The organism is Paenibacillus sp. USDA918EY (assembly GCF_009870825.1).
Classification (GTDB): Bacteria; Bacillota; Bacilli; order Paenibacillales; family Paenibacillaceae; genus Paenibacillus_AQ; species Paenibacillus_AQ albilobatus.
Genome location: NZ_WTWY01000008.1, coordinates 151,478 through 167,564 on the forward strand (window position 1 = coordinate 151,478; position 16,087 = coordinate 167,564).

General features: G+C 53.0%; 18 protein-coding genes and 1 pseudogene. 13 read left to right on the plus strand and 6 right to left on the minus strand.

Annotated features, from left to right (window positions below; genetic code table 11):
* The 6 genes from sufC (GQY55_RS17765) (at window position 1) to GQY55_RS17790 (ending at window position 5,929) form a co-directional block, all read left to right on the plus strand.
* On the plus strand, window positions 1-828 hold the full coding sequence (sufC, locus tag GQY55_RS17765; RefSeq protein ID WP_160043209.1) for a Fe-S cluster assembly ATPase SufC: 828 nt from the start codon (window positions 1-3) through the stop codon (window positions 826-828).
* A gap of 19 nt (window positions 829-847) precedes the next feature.
* Complete coding sequence (sufD, locus tag GQY55_RS17770) at window positions 848-2,143, plus strand: Fe-S cluster assembly protein SufD (RefSeq protein WP_160043210.1); 1,296 nt, start codon at window positions 848-850, stop codon at window positions 2,141-2,143.
* Window positions 2,144-2,162: 19 nt separating this feature from the next.
* Entirely contained in the window at window positions 2,163-3,560 is a 1,398-nt protein-coding gene (gene sufB / locus GQY55_RS17775; RefSeq protein WP_160043211.1) for a Fe-S cluster assembly protein SufB, read from the plus strand.
* 15 nt (window positions 3,561-3,575) lie between these two features.
* Window positions 3,576-4,040, plus strand: coding sequence for a CBS domain-containing protein (locus GQY55_RS17780; RefSeq protein ID WP_160043212.1), 465 nt, complete (start codon window positions 3,576-3,578; stop codon window positions 4,038-4,040).
* A gap of 32 nt (window positions 4,041-4,072) precedes the next feature.
* On the plus strand, window positions 4,073-4,651 hold the full coding sequence (locus GQY55_RS17785; RefSeq protein WP_160043213.1) for a nitroreductase family protein: 579 nt from the start codon (window positions 4,073-4,075) through the stop codon (window positions 4,649-4,651).
* A 138-nt stretch (window positions 4,652-4,789) separates the two neighbouring features.
* The gene (locus GQY55_RS17790) at window positions 4,790-5,929 is read left to right on the plus strand and encodes a phosphodiester glycosidase family protein (RefSeq protein ID WP_160043214.1); all 1,140 of its coding nucleotides are present in this window, start codon (window positions 4,790-4,792) and stop codon (window positions 5,927-5,929) included.
* 194 nt (window positions 5,930-6,123) lie between these two features.
* Here GQY55_RS17790 and GQY55_RS17795 read toward each other — a convergent pair whose 3' ends face one another.
* Genes GQY55_RS17795 through GQY55_RS17805 form a run of 3 tightly spaced genes read right to left on the minus strand, consistent with a single transcriptional unit; the run spans window position 6,124 to window position 8,212 of the window.
* On the minus strand, window positions 6,124-6,975 hold the full coding sequence (locus tag GQY55_RS17795) for a DegV family protein (protein WP_160043215.1): 852 nt from the start codon (window positions 6,973-6,975) through the stop codon (window positions 6,124-6,126).
* An 11-nt stretch (window positions 6,976-6,986) separates the two neighbouring features.
* A complete protein-coding gene (locus GQY55_RS17800; RefSeq protein ID WP_160043216.1) occupies window positions 6,987-7,838 on the minus strand; it encodes a DegV family protein in 852 nt (283 codons plus the stop codon).
* Window positions 7,839-7,843: 5 nt separating this feature from the next.
* Window positions 7,844-8,212: a hypothetical protein gene (locus tag GQY55_RS17805; protein WP_160043217.1), complete on the minus strand. Its 369-nt coding sequence runs from the start codon at window positions 8,210-8,212 to the stop codon at window positions 7,844-7,846.
* Between the two features lie 178 nt (window positions 8,213-8,390).
* Here GQY55_RS17805 and GQY55_RS17810 point away from each other — a divergent pair, with 178 nt between their 5' ends.
* A complete protein-coding gene (locus GQY55_RS17810; RefSeq protein WP_160043218.1) occupies window positions 8,391-8,771 on the plus strand; it encodes a DUF423 domain-containing protein in 381 nt (126 codons plus the stop codon).
* Window positions 8,772-8,828: 57 nt separating this feature from the next.
* Here GQY55_RS17810 and GQY55_RS17815 read toward each other — a convergent pair whose 3' ends face one another.
* The gene (locus GQY55_RS17815) at window positions 8,829-9,362 is read right to left on the minus strand and encodes a hypothetical protein (protein ID WP_160043219.1); all 534 of its coding nucleotides are present in this window, start codon (window positions 9,360-9,362) and stop codon (window positions 8,829-8,831) included.
* A gap of 198 nt (window positions 9,363-9,560) precedes the next feature.
* Between GQY55_RS17815 and GQY55_RS17820 the strand changes: the two genes are divergently transcribed.
* Window positions 9,561-9,863, plus strand: coding sequence for a YunC family protein (locus GQY55_RS17820; RefSeq protein ID WP_160043220.1), 303 nt, complete (start codon window positions 9,561-9,563; stop codon window positions 9,861-9,863).
* A 231-nt stretch (window positions 9,864-10,094) separates the two neighbouring features.
* Window positions 10,095-10,568: an IS200/IS605 family transposase gene (gene tnpA, locus GQY55_RS17825; RefSeq protein WP_160043221.1), complete on the plus strand. Its 474-nt coding sequence runs from the start codon at window positions 10,095-10,097 to the stop codon at window positions 10,566-10,568.
* A gap of 179 nt (window positions 10,569-10,747) precedes the next feature.
* On the opposite strand, the gene mtnA is transcribed toward tnpA, so the two are convergent.
* Window positions 10,748-11,824: an S-methyl-5-thioribose-1-phosphate isomerase gene (mtnA, locus tag GQY55_RS17830; protein ID WP_160043222.1), complete on the minus strand. Its 1,077-nt coding sequence runs from the start codon at window positions 11,822-11,824 to the stop codon at window positions 10,748-10,750.
* Window positions 11,821-13,047: an S-methyl-5-thioribose kinase gene (gene mtnK / locus GQY55_RS17835; RefSeq protein ID WP_160043223.1), complete on the minus strand. Its 1,227-nt coding sequence runs from the start codon at window positions 13,045-13,047 to the stop codon at window positions 11,821-11,823. Before mtnK ends, mtnA begins: the two co-directional genes overlap by 4 nt.
* A gap of 284 nt (window positions 13,048-13,331) precedes the next feature.
* On the opposite strand from mtnK, the gene GQY55_RS17840 reads away from it, so the two are divergent.
* The 4 genes and pseudogenes from GQY55_RS17840 (at window position 13,332) to sufC (GQY55_RS17850) (ending at window position 16,073) form a co-directional block, all read left to right on the plus strand.
* Window positions 13,332-13,793 carry a Dps family protein gene (locus tag GQY55_RS17840; RefSeq protein ID WP_160043224.1) on the plus strand — a complete coding sequence of 154 codons (462 nt, stop codon included), beginning with the start codon at window positions 13,332-13,334 and terminating at the stop codon, window positions 13,791-13,793.
* 314 nt (window positions 13,794-14,107) lie between these two features.
* Complete coding sequence (locus GQY55_RS31485) at window positions 14,108-14,284, plus strand: hypothetical protein (protein WP_236575690.1); 177 nt, start codon at window positions 14,108-14,110, stop codon at window positions 14,282-14,284.
* Between the two features lie 246 nt (window positions 14,285-14,530).
* Window positions 14,531-14,896: pseudogene (locus GQY55_RS17845) on the plus strand (YbhB/YbcL family Raf kinase inhibitor-like protein); the annotation flags it as partial.
* Between the two features lie 394 nt (window positions 14,897-15,290).
* On the plus strand, window positions 15,291-16,073 hold the full coding sequence (gene sufC / locus GQY55_RS17850) for a Fe-S cluster assembly ATPase SufC (protein ID WP_160043225.1): 783 nt from the start codon (window positions 15,291-15,293) through the stop codon (window positions 16,071-16,073).
* Window positions 16,074-16,087 lie beyond the last annotated feature (14 nt).

Below are 16,087 nucleotides of genomic sequence, written 5' to 3' on the forward strand. Positions count from 1 at the left end.
ATGAACACGACATTGCGAATTGACCGACTGCGGGCATCCGTTGAGGGAAAGGAAATTTTGAAGGGGCTGAGCCTCGAAGTGCGGGGCGGCGAAATCCATGCGGTCATGGGACCGAACGGTACGGGGAAAAGCACGCTTGCTTCGACGCTGATGGGACATCCCAAATACGAGGTGCTGGGCGGCTCGGTGACGATAAACGGGGAGGATCTGCTCGAGATGGACGTCGATGAGCGCGGACGGGCCGGCTTGTTTCTCGCGATGCAGTATCCAAGCGAAATTACGGGCGTGACCAACTCCGATTTTATGCGCAGCGCCATTAACGCACAGCGCGGGGAGGGAAATGAAATCTCCCTGATGAAGTTCATCCGCCTGATGGAATCGAACATGAACACGCTGGAAATGAATCCGGAGTTTATGCACCGTTATTTGAACGAAGGTTTCTCCGGCGGGGAGAAAAAGCGTAACGAGATTTTGCAGATGATGATGCTCCAGCCGAAAATCGCGATTCTCGACGAAATCGATTCGGGTCTGGACATCGATGCGCTTCGCATCGTCGCCCAAGGCGTCAATTCGCTGCGCGGCGCGGACCGCGGTTTCCTGATCATCACGCACTATCAGCGGCTTCTGGACTATATTACGCCCGATTTTGTCCATATCATGATGCAGGGCAGAATCGTCAAATCCGGCGGGCCCGAGCTGGCGCAGCGGCTGGAAGCGGAAGGCTACGAATGGGTCAAGGAGGAACTCGGCATCGAAGACGAGACGGTCGGGCAAGACGAAGACGAGTTTTCAATGCCGATGAACACGACGGGTCCAAAAATCCGATAGATGCAGGGGGAATCTGAACATGAATACGGAGATCACGATGTCTTTGGACAAGGATCGGGTGCTTGAAGCCTTCCGCACGGAAAAGGAGCCGGAATGGGTGACGGCGCTTCGGGAGCAAGGCTTTCGGCTTGCGGAAGAGCTGCCGCTGCCTAAGCTGGAAAAAACAAAAATCGAAAGATGGAATTTGGGAACGTTCGGGGAAATCACGCGTCCGAAGCAACGTGCTTCCCTGAAGGATCTGGAAGGCGCGGTCTCGGAATGGGTCGAATCCGATAACGTGCTTGTTCAGCGCAACTCCGGGATCGAGTTCCAGCGGCTCGGCGAGGCGCTTCGGGAACAAGGCGTTATCTTCACCGGCCTCGAACAGGCGGTGCGGAAATATCCGGAGCTTGTCAAGCCGTATTTGATGCAGGCGGTCCGGGCGGACGAAAACCGGGTCACGGCCATCCATGCCGCGCTTTGGAGCGGAGGGGCGTTCCTTTACGTTCCGAAAAACGTCCGCGTCGCAGAGCCGCTGCAAGCGCTGTTCCGTTTGGATGACGAAAAAGCCTGCTTCATGCCGCATGTGCTGATCGTGGCGGACGAAAACAGCTCGGTCACCTTCGTCGAAAACGCCATATCCGAAGTGAGCGCAAAACATGACCAATTCGGCATCATGGAAGTATTCGTCAAACGCGGGGCCGAGGTGCATGTCGCATCCGTGCGCGGCCTTGGCGAACAAGTGACGGACATGACCTACCGCCGCGCGCATGTCGAAGCGGACGGCCGCATCCGCTGGGTCGTCGGCGAGATGAACGCCGGCAACGCCATGGCGGACACCGCGTCGATTCTTCAAGGGGACGGCGCGGATTCGGACGCCAAAGTGATCTGCGTCGGGGCGGGCGAACAGCACATGAATTTGACCACCCGCGCGGTGCATATCGGGCAATTTTCCACAAGCGACATGGTGACCCGCGCCGTGATGCGCGAAGACGCGACGGCGATCATTAACGGCATCACGAAAATCGAAAAAGGGGCGAGCGGCGCCAACGGCCAGCAGACCGAAAAAGTGCTGATGCTGAGTCCGAAGGCCCGCGGCGACGCCAATCCGATTTTGCTGATCGACGAAGACGACGTGCAGGCAGGGCATGCCGCCAGCGTCGGGCAGGTGAACCCGGAACAGATCTTTTATTTGATGTCCCGCGGCATTGCCCGGGCGGAAGCCGAGCGGCTGATCGTCTACGGATTCCTCGCTCCCGTCATATCGGAAATTCCGAACGACCGTTTGCGGGAACGGCTGCAGGCGCTGGCGGAACGCAAGCTTGGACAGGCTTGAACAAAGGAGGGAATGGATCATGGCTAAACAAATGCCTGAATTGGATGATTATAAATACGGTTTCAAGGACGCGCACCAATCCGTCTTTCAAACGGCCAAAGGGCTGAGCCGCGACGTCGTCGCCGCCATCTCGGAGATGAAGGGGGAACCGGCGTGGATGCGCGATTTCCGCTTGAAAGCGCTGGAGCAATTTTTGGCGATGCCCGTGCCGCAGTGGGGAGGGAACCTGAACGACCTGGACTTCGACGATATCCACTATTACGTGAAGCCGGCCGAGCGCCAAGGGAAAACATGGGAAGAGGTTCCTACCGAGATCAAGGAAACCTTCGACAAGCTGGGGATTCCCGAAGCGGAGCAAAAATACCTTGCGGGCGTATCCGCGCAATACGAATCCGAAGTGGTGTATCACAGCATGAAAAAGGAGCTGGAAGAGCAGGGCGTCATTTTTACGGATACCGATACCGCGCTGCGTGAGCACCCCGAGCTGTTCAAGAAATATTTTGCGACGGTCGTTCCTCCGAGCGACAACAAGTTCGCCGCGCTGAACAGCGCCGTCTGGTCCGGCGGCAGCTTCGTTTACGTGCCGAAAGGCGTGAAATGCGAGGTGCCGCTGCAGGCTTACTTCCGGATCAACTCGGAAAACATGGGACAATTCGAACGCACGCTGATCATCGCGGACGAAGACAGCTTCGTTCATTACGTGGAGGGCTGCACCGCGCCGATCTACAGCACGAATTCCCTGCACAGCGCCGTGGTGGAAATCATCTGCCGGAAAAATTCGCGGGCGCGGTATACGACGATCCAAAACTGGGCGCCGAACATTTACAACCTGGTGACGAAACGCGCGGTGGCGGAAGAAAACGCGAATATGGAATGGGTGGACGGCAACATCGGCTCCAAGCTGACGATGAAATACCCGTCGGTGCTTCTGAAAGGCCGCGGCGCGAAAGGTTCCGTGCTGTCGATCGCCGTCGCGGGCAAAAACCAGCATCAGGATGCCGGAGCGAAAATGTACCATCTTGCGCCGGACACCACGTCGACCATCATTTCCAAATCGATCAGCAAACACGGCGGTAAAGTGACCTACCGGGGGCTGGCTTCGTTCGGCCGCAACAGCGAGGGCTCCAAATCGAACGTCAAATGCGATACGCTGATTCTGGACAAAGAATCGACTTCCGATACGATCCCGTACAACGAAATCAAAAACGACAACATTACGCTTGAGCATGAGGCCACCGTATCCAAGGTTTCCGAGGACCAGCTGTTTTATTTGATGAGCCGCGGCCTGAGCGAGGCGGAAGCGACCCAGATGATCGTCATGGGCTTCATCGAGCCGTTTACGAAGGAGCTGCCGATGGAATACGCCGTGGAAATGAACCGTTTGATCAAATTCGAAATGGAAGGGTCCATCGGATAAAAGAGGGTCTTTAGCATGGTTGTGTCGGATATTATCGTTCGGGATGTCGTGAAAGTGAAGGAAAGCGACCGAATCAGGGACGTTTTGGAACGGTTCCTCCTCTATCGAATTTGCGAGCTTCCGGTCGTCAACGACCGCAATGAAATCGTCGGCTGGATCAGCGACCGGGAGATTATGAAGCGGATCGGCAGAATTAACCCGGTCATCGTGCCGGCGATGATGTGCGGCGTGTTGTTCCCTTATGCGGTTTGGTTCGACGATGAGGAAATAGACCGGAAGCTGTACCGTTTGCTGGACTGCAGCGTCATGGAGGTCGCCACGCGCAAAGCTCCGGTGGTCCGATTCGACTCGGAGCTCGACGATGCTGCGGCCCTGCTCGGAAGAATGGGCGCCTGTTCGCTGCTTGTCGAAAAAAACGGGGTACTGGCGGGAAAGATCAGTCCGGGCGACATCCTTCGCTGCGTCGCCGCCGGCCGCTAGGCCGCAAACAATCGATAAAGGAATGAAGATGGATGGCAAGAATGAACATTTCCGAGATCATCAAAGACGCAAGACAGGTGATTCGTTTTTCGGAGGATTCGGTACCGCGCGAGGCGATCGTGGAGCTGCTGAACGATGCGGTCTACGCCGCCAAGCCGAATCGCGGCCTAAGCGAGCCTTGGCGTTTCATCCTTCTGGACAGCATGGAAGCCAAAAGCAGGCTGGTCGGCATCATGCTTGAGGTCGGCGCGGAGCTGGGCAGGTACGACAGAAATAAAGCCAGGATCAAGGAACAATTCGCCGACATGGCGATGAGCGTGCCGTCTTATCTGATTGTCGTCATGCAGGAACATCCGGATCAAACGGGATGGGAAGATGACTTTGCCACAACCTGCTGCATGATCCAAAATTTCAGCCTGCTCGGTTGGGAGAAAGGGATCGGCATGACTTGGCTCAAGGACGACGATGTATGCGATTCCCCGCAGTTTCGCGAATGGTTGGACATTCACTCCGGCGAAAGAGCGGTGAGCATACTGAGCCTCGGCTATTACGAAGACGTTCCCAGATTAAAGGAGCGGGTGCCGGCCGCAGAGAAGCTGACCGTTTTATAGCATTGATTGACAAAAAAAGTATCTTTTTAAAGCCGATCCTGAAAAAGGATTGGCTTTTTTCTTGCGTTTCATGTAACTTTTTATTGAAAACATGCGTCTTATTTTCAAAGCTTGAAGAAATATGGAGGATCGTAGACGATGAGCCAGACTTCGCTTCCGAAAAGATCTACCGTAAGACAGCAATCGATGAAAAATAAAAAACGAAGAAAAAGAAAAAAAGGTCTCGGATGGTTTTTTTCCCGCTTCATCATGGCCGTATTCATTATAGGGATTCTTGGTGCCGGCTGGTTGTTCCTGACGCCAAGCGGCAACGACGTTCGTTTTCTGATGGCGGATACGCTCATTACGACGCAGCACCGTTATTTGGCCAAATATATTATCGGGCAGGCCGAGCTTGACCGCAGGGTCGCGGAATACAACAAGCGCTTCGAAGCGATGGGCGAGGAAAAGGACATGCATCAGATTCATCTCCCGATTCCGGAGCAGACATCGGCGGAGGCTTCCCATCAGAAAAAACCGCTCGTCGAAATCGAGGAGATTTCCGGCAAAGGATATCACGGCTATGTCATGACGGTAAACGATCCGACGAAAATACGCCTTGGCGTGCCGAAAAACCGCGGGAAGGGCGAAAAAGTCTCGAGCATGGTGAAACGGACCGGGGCCATTGCAGGCGTCAACGCCGGCGGGTTTGCGGATCCGAACTGGAAAGGCAACGGGTTTAAGCCGATCGGAATCGTCATTTCCCAGGGCAAGCTGTATTACAACGGCCTTGGAAACAGCAAGTCCACCCAGGTCGTGGGCATCGACAAAAACGGCAAAATGGTTGCAGGCCATTATTCCTTGAAGGAACTCAGCGATATGGGCATCAAGGAAGCCGTCACCTTTCAGCCGCGGATTATCGTCAACGGCAAAGGTTTGATCCGGAATTCCCGCGAAGGCTGGGGCATTGCCCCGCGGACGGCGATGGGCCAACGGGCCGACGGCGCCATTTTGTTCGTTGTGATCGACGGCCGCCAACCGACATACAGCATCGGCGCCAATTTGTACGACGTTCAGCAAATCATGCTGGAGCACGGAGCCGTCATCGCGGCCAACTTGGACGGCGGTTCATCGACGGTACTCGTGAAGGATAACCAAATCGTCAATAAGCCTTCTTCGGAATACGGCGAACGGTACTTGCCCACGGCATTTCTCGTGTTCGAGCATCCGGAAGACGTGAAAATTCCTAACATTTGGGCCGGCCTCAATCCGCAGGATATCGACCCGGGGAAAAAATAAGGCATCATATTTATCATAGCGCACCAATTTTGGGATGTAATGACCGGACCGGATATTCGATGCAATCCATTTCCGCAGGACGCGGCCTGTTTTTCTGATGAGGCTTTTTGCGGAAATAAAAAGGACAGCCTTGACCATTTCGTTCAGAAACAAGGCTGTCCTTTTGGTGTTTCATTATAATCGAGATGATGGCATTATATTTTTTTGCTGTACATGATGCCGATCGTTTTCGGGCCGCAATGGCTTGAGATCACGCAGCCCGCCGTGGAAAGAGCCACCTCGCGGGCGTTTGTTTTTTCCTGAAGCGCCTTCTGCAGACGGATCGCTTCTTCTTCGGCAAATGAATGGACGACAACAATGAGGTCGTTGTCCATCAGGCCGCTTTTCTCCAAAGCGTTTTGCAGCATCTGATTCGTCGCTTTTTCCTTTTTGCCCCTCACTTTGTAGGCCGGGGTCATTTTTCCGTCAATGACCTTGATCACGGGACGGATGTTCAGCAGGCTGCCGAGCAAATTTTGCACGCCGGAGCAGCGCCCGCCCTTATACAAATATTCGAGCGTATCGATCACGAATTCGGATTCGACCTCCGGCCGGACGGCTTCGAGCAGGTTCGCGATCTCGTCCAGGCTTTTGCCTTCCCTGGCGGCATGCACGGCTTTCATGACAAGCAGTCCGATGGCGCTGGAAAGGTTCAAGGAATCCACGACGCGGATCGAAGCTTCCGGAAATTCGCCGGCCGCGATCAAAGCGTTTTGATAGGTGGCGGATAAACCGGAGGATAAGCTGAGGTAAAGGATCGAATCCCCCTGTTTGACATGCGGCTCGAAGGCGGCCACAAAATCCGCAGGGGACGGGGCGGCGGTCTTCGGCAAGCTTCCGCTTCGGGACACTCTCTCATAGAGCTCGGCCGGGGTAATGTCCACCCCGTCGCGGAGCTGCTCGTTGCCGAAAACGACGTACAGCGGGACGATCCCGATGTCGTATCGGCGGACCCACGCCTCCGGCAGATCGCTTGTGCTGTCAGCGAAAATTTTGATTTTTGACATGAACATCTCCCTTATGGTTTTTTCACGTATAAAATGCCGATCGTTTTGGCCCCGCAATGCGAGGAAATAACGCATCCGGCATCGGAGACGGCGACTTCGCTGGCGCCGGTTTTCTCCTTAAGGATCCGTTTCAGCTCCTGTGCGTCTTCATCGGCCATGGAATGGGTAACGAAAATCAGGTCGGGGTCCATTTGATCCCGGTTGACCAAGGCGTTGTTCAGCATTTGCTCCAATGCTTTTTCCCTTTTGCCCCGCACTTTGTAGGCCGGAGTCATTTTTCCGTCGATGACCTTGATGACCGGCCGGATTTTGAGCAGGCTGCCGACGAGATTTTGCATGCCGGAGCAGCGTCCGCCCTTATATAAATAATCCAATGAATCGATCACGAACTCGGTTTCGACGAGAGGTCTGACGCTTGTGACCAGCTCGGCGATTTCCCGCGCGCTTTTTCCTGCTTCGGCCGCTTTGACCGCCTTCATCACCTGGAGCCCGATGCCCGTGGACAGGTTTAAGGAATCGACGACCGTCACCTTTCCTTCCGGAAATTCTTCCGCGGCGATGAGCGCGTTTTGATAGGTGGAGGATAATTCCGAAGATAAGCTGATATATACGATGTCTCTGCCTGCCTCGATGTCGGGGGAAAAGGCCTGCACGAAGTCCGCCGGCGAAGGTGCCGCCGTTTTCGGCAAGCTGCCGGTTTTGTCCACTTTCGCGTAAAGCTCGGACACGGAAATATCCACGCCGTCCCTATAAGTCGTATCCCCAAACGTGACGTACAGCGGAATTATGCCGATTCCGTAATCCCGAATCCATTCCTGCGGCAAATCGCAAGTGCTGTCGGCAAAAATTTTAACTTTTGGCATTTTCGTCACCTTCCTGCCCTTAGCATAAGTACGACAAACATCAGACCAAAACTGAAAATGATGACGGCGTTCAGAGAGAGCCCCAGCACGGCAAAGATTTTTTTGCGGTTCCGGAGGATCGTTCCGACGATGCCCAAAATGATGCCGATGATGTTGGCGGCAAACAGGCCGATCAGAATGATCGTCATGACGGTGACGCCCGTCGTGGTGCTTTGGGTCCAGGAGCTGTCGCTTTCCAGGCCTTTTGCGAATATCGCCCCCATCGCGCCTACGCTCACGATATAAGCCAGCATGGACACGAGGCTGATGATAAACGAAGCAATCCCGGGACCGGAGTGCCGTTTATGCTGCGGCGGATGCCGGTGTGGTTCCATACTCTTTCTCTCCTTAAAAAATAGATATGTATGCTTCTTACTCTTCCATATTACGAAGCAAAAATCAAGCCGGCAAAAGGCTTCAAGAGGGTTGCTGCGGTGGAAAAGCCGTACCGGATCGGGTAAGATGGGGAAGGATTGTTCCATTACCAAAAGCAAAAAAGGAGTGGGGTCGGACATGCAGCGCAAGTTTATGGTCATCGGCGCGGTGATGGCAATGCTCTCCGTGGTGATCGGCGCTTTCGGAGCCCATATGCTGAAACCGATCGTCGGCGATGACGCGATGAAAGTGTATGAAACCGGGGTTCAGTATCATATGGCGCATGCGCTCGGCATTCTATTGATCGCTGTCGTCACCGGATTTTGGGGTTGCACGCGCAAGCTGGCCTGGGCGGCATGGCTTTTGTTCGCAGGCATCATTTTGTTCTCGGGCAGCTTGTATGTGCTGGCGATTACCGGCATCAAGCCGCTTGGGGCGATTACGCCGATCGGCGGCGTCGCGTTCATTGCCGGATGGGTATGCCTGATTGCCGAAGCGGCGACGCGCAGAAAAGACTAACGCTAAAAAAAGCCCTTGCACCTTCCGTATGCCGGATGGTCAAGGGCTTTGCACGTTTCAGACAACTTCGATGATCTCGCTAAGCTTAAACGAATAGACCTGCTTTTCGTCGACATGGTAAACGTTCAACAGCTGATTGGTTTCATCAAAATTCAGGATGCGGCAAGGCATGCTCGTCGGTTGTCCGCCGCGGCTCGTCGTCAACCGGGTCAGCCGGTTATTTTGGATGCATTCCGTAATCCATTCATACAGCTGGGAGCTGTAATCCGCGGAACTCATTTTTTTCTCAGCGGGGGAGCTGGGGCTTTTCGCCGGTTGTCCAGTCTTTGCTTTTTGAGTGTGGCCGTCAGGTAAAGGCGACGCCGCCGGTGCTTCTGACTTATGAATGAGCGATTTCCGTTTTTCCCGAAGCATAGACTCGATCAGCTGCCCTAGCTCCATACCGGATTTGATCCGGAAATCGGCGATGCTTTCGCATCCGTTCAACATTTCGATCATGGCCTGCAGCGCAAGCGCGTTTGATCTGCTTTTCACCAGGATATCGACGTTAAACAAATACCCTGAATCTTCTTGATTTGATTTATTCTCCATAATTCCCCCAGCCTATACCATGTGCAAAATAACTCTCAAACTGTATAAATAATATCACGAACATGTAAGCGTGAATAGTCCTAATGTCGGATACGGACGTAACTTTATTCCTAAGTACGTGAAGGACGCCTACACGCGAAGCTCCATGTACGAATACACATATTCTGAGCATTTATCCTATAAGGGAGGTGTGAGCCTATGGTGACGATGGAGCCTATTTCGGTCGGAGGGCAAACCCTTGTCGGAGTTGAGGTAAAGCTGCCCAAGACCACCCTGCTCACGATCAGCACCTCGCGCGGGTACATCATGTGCGGGGCGCTTGACGTCGGGCTTTTGAACGATCGCCTGGGAGACCGCAAAATCATCGCCGGAAGGGCGGTAGGTGTTCGGACGCTCAAGGAATTGCTGGAGTCGCCGCTCGAATCCGTAACAACGGAAGCTGCCGCCCTTGGTATCGTTCCGGGCATGCCCGGACATGAAGCGCTTCTTAAAATGCTGTAGCGTGGTTCGATAGTCATAGATTTTCGCGAAGCAAGTGACGGAACAGCCGCAAATCGAAAACCAGCCCCCGCTCGGGACTGGTTTTTTGTTTAGGCTTTAGCCAGTTGAGCTCGCGAAGCGTGCGAAACAAAAAACCACCCGCTATGCGGGTGGAGGGATCGAGGGTTTGACCAACAAGACCATCCCGATAAAATTGAGATGTTCAGGCTCAATTGAAAGGAATGGTCTTAGATGGCAAACAAGAACTATAGTTTAGCTCACACAAAGTGGATGTGCAAATACCACATTGTATTCACCCCGAAGTATAGACGGAAAGAGATCTATAATCAAGTGAGGAAAGATTTAATCGAAATTTTCAAACGTTTATGTAAATACAAGGGAGTAGAGATCATAGAAGGTCACATGATGCCAGATCACGTACACATGCTGGTAGCGATACCACCCAAAATTTCAGTATCAGCCTTCATGGGATATCTGAAGGGGAAAAGTGCGCTAATGATCTTTGAGAAGCATGCGCAATTAAAGTATAAATATGGGAATCGGAAATTTTGGGCGGAAGGATACTACGTCAGTACAGTAGGCTTAAACGAGGCAACCGTCGCTAAATATATTCGTGAACAAGAAGCACATGACCAGGCAGTGGACAAACTGAGTGTGAAGGAGTATGAAGATCCTTTTAGCATAAATAGTAGCAAGAAAAAGTAAACCAGTTTAACTGGTAAGTGAAAGAGACAAATTACACTGAGCCTGAACAATTTATTGTTAGGCTAGCGTCTTTAGGCGCAGTTTGGCAACAGGGGGTTATACCCCAAGAGCAAACCACCCGTTGGACGGGTGGTTATGATTGAGGCGTTTTCTGATAGCAACGATGGCTTATCGGTATTTTAGCGGAAAAGGGCGGCCAGGTTATCCTTATAAGGAGCGCGGACGATGCCTTTTTCCGTAATGATGGCGGTGACCCATTCGTTTGGCGTCACGTCAAATGCCGGATTGTACACTTTGATGCCCTGAGGCGCCGTTCTTTTGCCGAAACCTTCCGTAATTTCATGCTCCGGCCTTTCCTCGATCGGAATCAGCTCGCCCGACGCGGTGTTCAGATCGATCGTGGACAGCGGACAAGCGACGTAGAACGGAATGTTGTGCGCTTTGGCCAGAACGGCAAGGCTGTAGGTGCCGATTTTGTTCGCGACGTCGCCGTTGGCCGCAACGCGGTCCGTGCCGACGATCACCGCCTGCACCCATCCTTTGGACATGACCATGCCGGCCATATTATCGCAAAGCAGCGTTACGTCAATGCCGGCCTGCTGCAGCTCGAATGCGGTCAGGCGCGCGCCTTGAAGCAAGGGACGCGTCTCGTCCGCGTAAACCTTCAGCTTCATGCCCTTTTCATGGGCGAGATACATCGGCGCGGTTGCCGTGCCGTATTTGGCCGTAGCCAGCCCGCCCGCATTGCAGTGCGTCAGGACGCCCATGCCGTCGGACAAGAGCGGCAGCGCATGCTCCCCGATCAGGCGGCAGACTTCTTCGTCTTCGGCCTGAATCGATGCGGCTTCGGCGAGGAGGGCGCCGTAGAATCCCGATATGCCGTCCTCTGATGCGGCAAGGCGGGAGGCCTTGTTCTTCATCCGGTCCAGCGCCCAGAACAGGTTGACGGCCGTCGGGCGGGAGGTGGCCAGATAGGCGCATACTTGTTCGATCTGCTGAAGCCATTCAAGCTTGTCCCCGCCCGTGTATTGTTTGGCGCCGAGAACGACGCCGTACGCGGCCGCGATGCCGATCGCCGGCGCGCCGCGAACCACCATGGAATGGATCGCTTTCCATACCTCTTCCGGTGTGGTCAGGTTTTTCATGTCGATGGTCTCGGGAAGAAGACGCTGATCCAGCAGCTGCAGCGAGTCCCCTTCCCATCGAACCGAGGTCAGCGGTTGATCATATTTTTGCGTCGATTCCTGAATGTTCATCGTACCGCTCCTTCGAATGGTTGTACCGCTTGTTTCACAAGCCGTAGAATATCGTCGCCGGTGTTCACGCCGCGATGGTTTTTCACGAGCTGCTTGCCGATGGCCAGCGCTTTGCGCTGCGCTTCCTCGCGGATCCGCCCGTCCTCGATGGTGTCGATGTCCGCGACGTGGGAGAGGCCGACGATGCGGCGGATCATTTTGCAGCCCGCGAACCCTGTCGTATCCCGGAGGACTTTGGTTACGTAAAGATCCTGGTAACCCGGGGCACCCGCCATCGGATCTTTGGCTTCTTCGTTCCACAGCTTGCGGAAGCGCGTTTCGAATTCGGTCCAGACGTCGGACACCATACGAAGCAGCCTCTCCTCCGTCTCCCGGCGTTCATCCGCGTCCTTCGTCCACCCCGGCCGGGAGGCGTAGTTCAGCAGAAGGTTGGCGATGATGGCCCCGACGTCAAAGCCCATCGGCCCGTAATAAGCGAACTCCGGATCGATGACCTTGGTCGATTCCGCTGTTGCGAAGATGCTGCCGGTATGCAGATCGCCGTGCAAGAGCGCTTCCGTGTGGGTCAGGAAGGCTTCGCGCAGCAGCGCCACCTCGAGATGAAGAGCCCCGTCTTCCCGCAAGGCTTGGGCTTCGTCCTCCAGATATTCCGGATAGTTGTTATTGTCCGACAGCTTGTAAGGATCCTCGAAAATGAGATCCTCGGTAATTTTGCACAGATCGGGATTGATGAATTTTTTGACCTGCTCCTTTTTATGCTGCGGGTTCATGGCCAAATCGGACGTGAAAAACAGCGTTCTGGCCAGAAATTCGCCGATATGGCCTGCAAAAAGCGGATAGGCTGCGCCTTCAATGAGACCTTTGCGCATAATCGTATGATCGCTCAAATCCTCCATCACGGTAACGGCAAGCTCATCATCGAAAGCATACACTTCCGGAGCAAGCCCAGGGCAGAGGCCGTATTGCAGCTGAAGGGCTTCCCGCTCGATTCTGGCGCGGTCCAGGGACAGCGGCCAAGATTCGCCGACAACCTTCGCATAAGGCAGCGCTTGTTTGATGATGATGCTTTTGCCGCCGTTTTGGTCCGTAATATGGAAAACCAGATTCAAATTCCCGTCGCCGATTTCTTGGCAATCCAGCTTGGCGTCTGCAGGAAAATGACCCGGAATGCTGCGGGCGAAAGAGATCGCTTCTTCAAACGTGAGTGGATGATAATTGGACACAAAAGTCACCTCCGCTAAGTAAAAACGAATAAACCCAACTTAATCGCTTGGTATTATCCAGTATATCGGATGTCAGCGGTTTTTTGTACATATTTTTGCATGCACAGATTTCCATCCGAAAGATGGCGCGTTTTTGTTTCATGCGGGGGGCGGCAGGGTAATATATGAACAAAGGCAAAAGGCGGCGGCATGCCGGCCAAAAAGCCTGTACATGTGGATTGCAAGCGGCTTTGCGGGCGTTTCGCGCGCGAGCCGATTATTTTAAAGAAAAGGCGGGGATTTTCATGGCAAAAACATCTGCAAAAACGAAACCGACAACGCTTGAGCAAATATTGAACCAGGAAGTGGCGAACCTGAACGTCCTGTACGTGAAAATTCACAACTACCACTGGTACGTCAAAGGGGAGCATTTTTTTACGCTGCATGCCAAATTCGAAGAACTGTACGACGACGTTACGCTCAAGATGGACGAGGTCGCCGAGCGTCTTCTTACGATTAAAGGAAGCCCGGCCGCAACCATGAAAGAATATTTGGAGCTGGCCACCATCCAGGAAGCTTCCGGCAAAGAGGATGCCCGCCAAATGGTGCAGACCTTGATCGAGGATTTTGCCACGGTTTCCGAAGAGCTGCATGAGGGGATTCGGGTTGCCGACGAAGCAGGGGACGAGCCGACGGGAGATCTGTTCATCAAAATCAAAAACGATCTTGAGAAGCATATGTGGATGCTGCGCTCCTACCTCGGATAACTCATCAGAACTATGCTATTTCGGAGCAGGCGGAACGTGTTTTGCGAAAGCTTCTACCGTTCCTAGATGAGCCGGGGTTCTAAGGACACGTCGGAGTAACTTTATTTTTTGCTGTTAAAGCATGCAGGGCGCTTCTCATTTCTTCAATCGTCGTATGATTGATCCCACTGACGGACTTGGCGTAAATCGATGGGTTAAGAAAGCCTAATTTAATAAAGGAGCAGCTGCCTTTGGGCAAACTGCTCCTTTTTAAATTGAATACTTGTCTACGCGGATTGAGGTAAAGAAGGCGATTTGCAGACATTTTTTGCTTATTGATTATCAAAAAGGATATCCGCCGTGAGTTGGATGTGCGCTCTAAAGAGCTCTACGGCACGATCGCTGTCGCGGCTAACAACGGCATCAACCGTTTTTTTGGCCATGAAGCCAATACCATCCTTTATGTCCATTGGGATTACACACGTTTAAATAATTTACACCGAAATCCATAAAAAACAAGGGACACATTCGATAATTAATATATTAAACGATTATTGTTTACAGAATCGATTCTTATGTATATAATCGAATCAAATGAGTAAGCAACAACCATTTGCCAAAATGCCGAAAGTCGAAGTCTTTCAGGTGACGAGTAACGATATTGCAGAGGGTCTTCCTCTGCCGCCTCAGCAATACGCGTTTGAGTGGAGGGTGGCAAAGATCTTTCGCCTCATTTGAAATAGTCGGATGCGCCCGAAGGGATGAAGAGTTTCGCTGTAACCGCGTATGACCCGGATGCCCCGACCGGATCGGGCTTCTGGCACTGGGCTGTCATCAACATCCCTGCCAGCGTCACCGAACTGCCGATCGGCGCAGGCGGCGATCATGGAGGCGGCTTGCCGCAAGGCGCCTTGCAACTGCCGAACGATGCGCGCCTCAAACGGTTTATCGGTGCGGCGCCTCCAGCGGGACACGGCCCTCATTGGTATTATTTTGTCGTTCATGCGCTGGATGTCGAGAAGATCGGCATCGATCCTAACGCCACGCCGGTTCTCTTAGGATTCACCATGCTGGGCCATACGCTGGGGAGAGCCGTTCTCGTGGCTACAGGGGAAATCAAGTAAGCCAAACCTTTTGGGGCCATAAAAGACGATGGTATGTAAAAATAACCTCAAAGATGCCCGCCGGTGACGCTTGCATTGTTACGTTGCCGGATGATACACGAAGAAACGCAAATATTGAAATTGGCTCGGAAAGCATGGCGATTTTAACCAAATAGCAGGACAGGCTTTGCTGTTTATTAAGCAGCGATGCCTTTTCTCCATAATTAAATCCCAAGATGGAGGTTAGAGCGGTTGATATGAATCTGTATTTATTATAGAATTATTGATAATCAGTGAGAATCAGTTTAGATTCATTTTAAATTGATAATTATGATTGCTTGAAATCAGGGAAGGTCCCCTGTTTAAATAGACTGTCTGATTTCGGTAAAACAAATTAACGGAGGGAATAACGTACATGGCTACTCACTTTTCGATTCAAGGCCTTAAAGCGGAAATTGAAGGTAAGGAAATTCTGAAAGGAATCAACCTCGAAATAAAGGGCGGAGAGATTCACGCCATCATGGGTCCGAACGGTACCGGTAAAAGTACCTTGGCTTCCGCGCTGATGGGGCATCCTAAATACGAAGTCACCGACGGCAATGCAACGCTGAACGGGGAAGACTTGCTCGAAATGGCAGTCGACGAGCGCGCACGCGCAGGCCTGTTCCTGGCGATGCAGTATCCGAGCGAAATTACGGGCGTGACAAACTCCGACTTTTTGCGCAGCGCCATTAACGCCCGCCGTGAAGAAGGTCAAGAAATTTCTTTGATCCGTTTTATCCGTCAATTGGAAGCGAAAATGAAAGAACTCGACATGAATCCGGAATTCGCGCACCGCTACCTGAATGAAGGTTTCTCCGGCGGCGAAAAGAAACGGAATGAAATTCTGCAAATGATGATGATCGAGCCAAGCATCGTCATCTTGGACGAAATCGACTCGGGCCTTGACATCGACGCGCTCAAAATCGTGGCTAACGGCGTCAACGCCATGCGCAGCGACGACCGCGGATTCCTGATCATTACCCACTATCAGCGCCTGCTGAACTACATCAAACCGGACTTCGTCCACGTCATGATGCAAGGGCGTATCGTGAAATCCGGCGGTCCTGAGCTTGCAGAGCGCCTGGAAGCCGAAGGTTACGATTGGGTGAAGGAAGAGCTTGGCATCGAAGACGAGACTGTAGGTCAAGAAGCGTAAAAAACGGAAGGAGG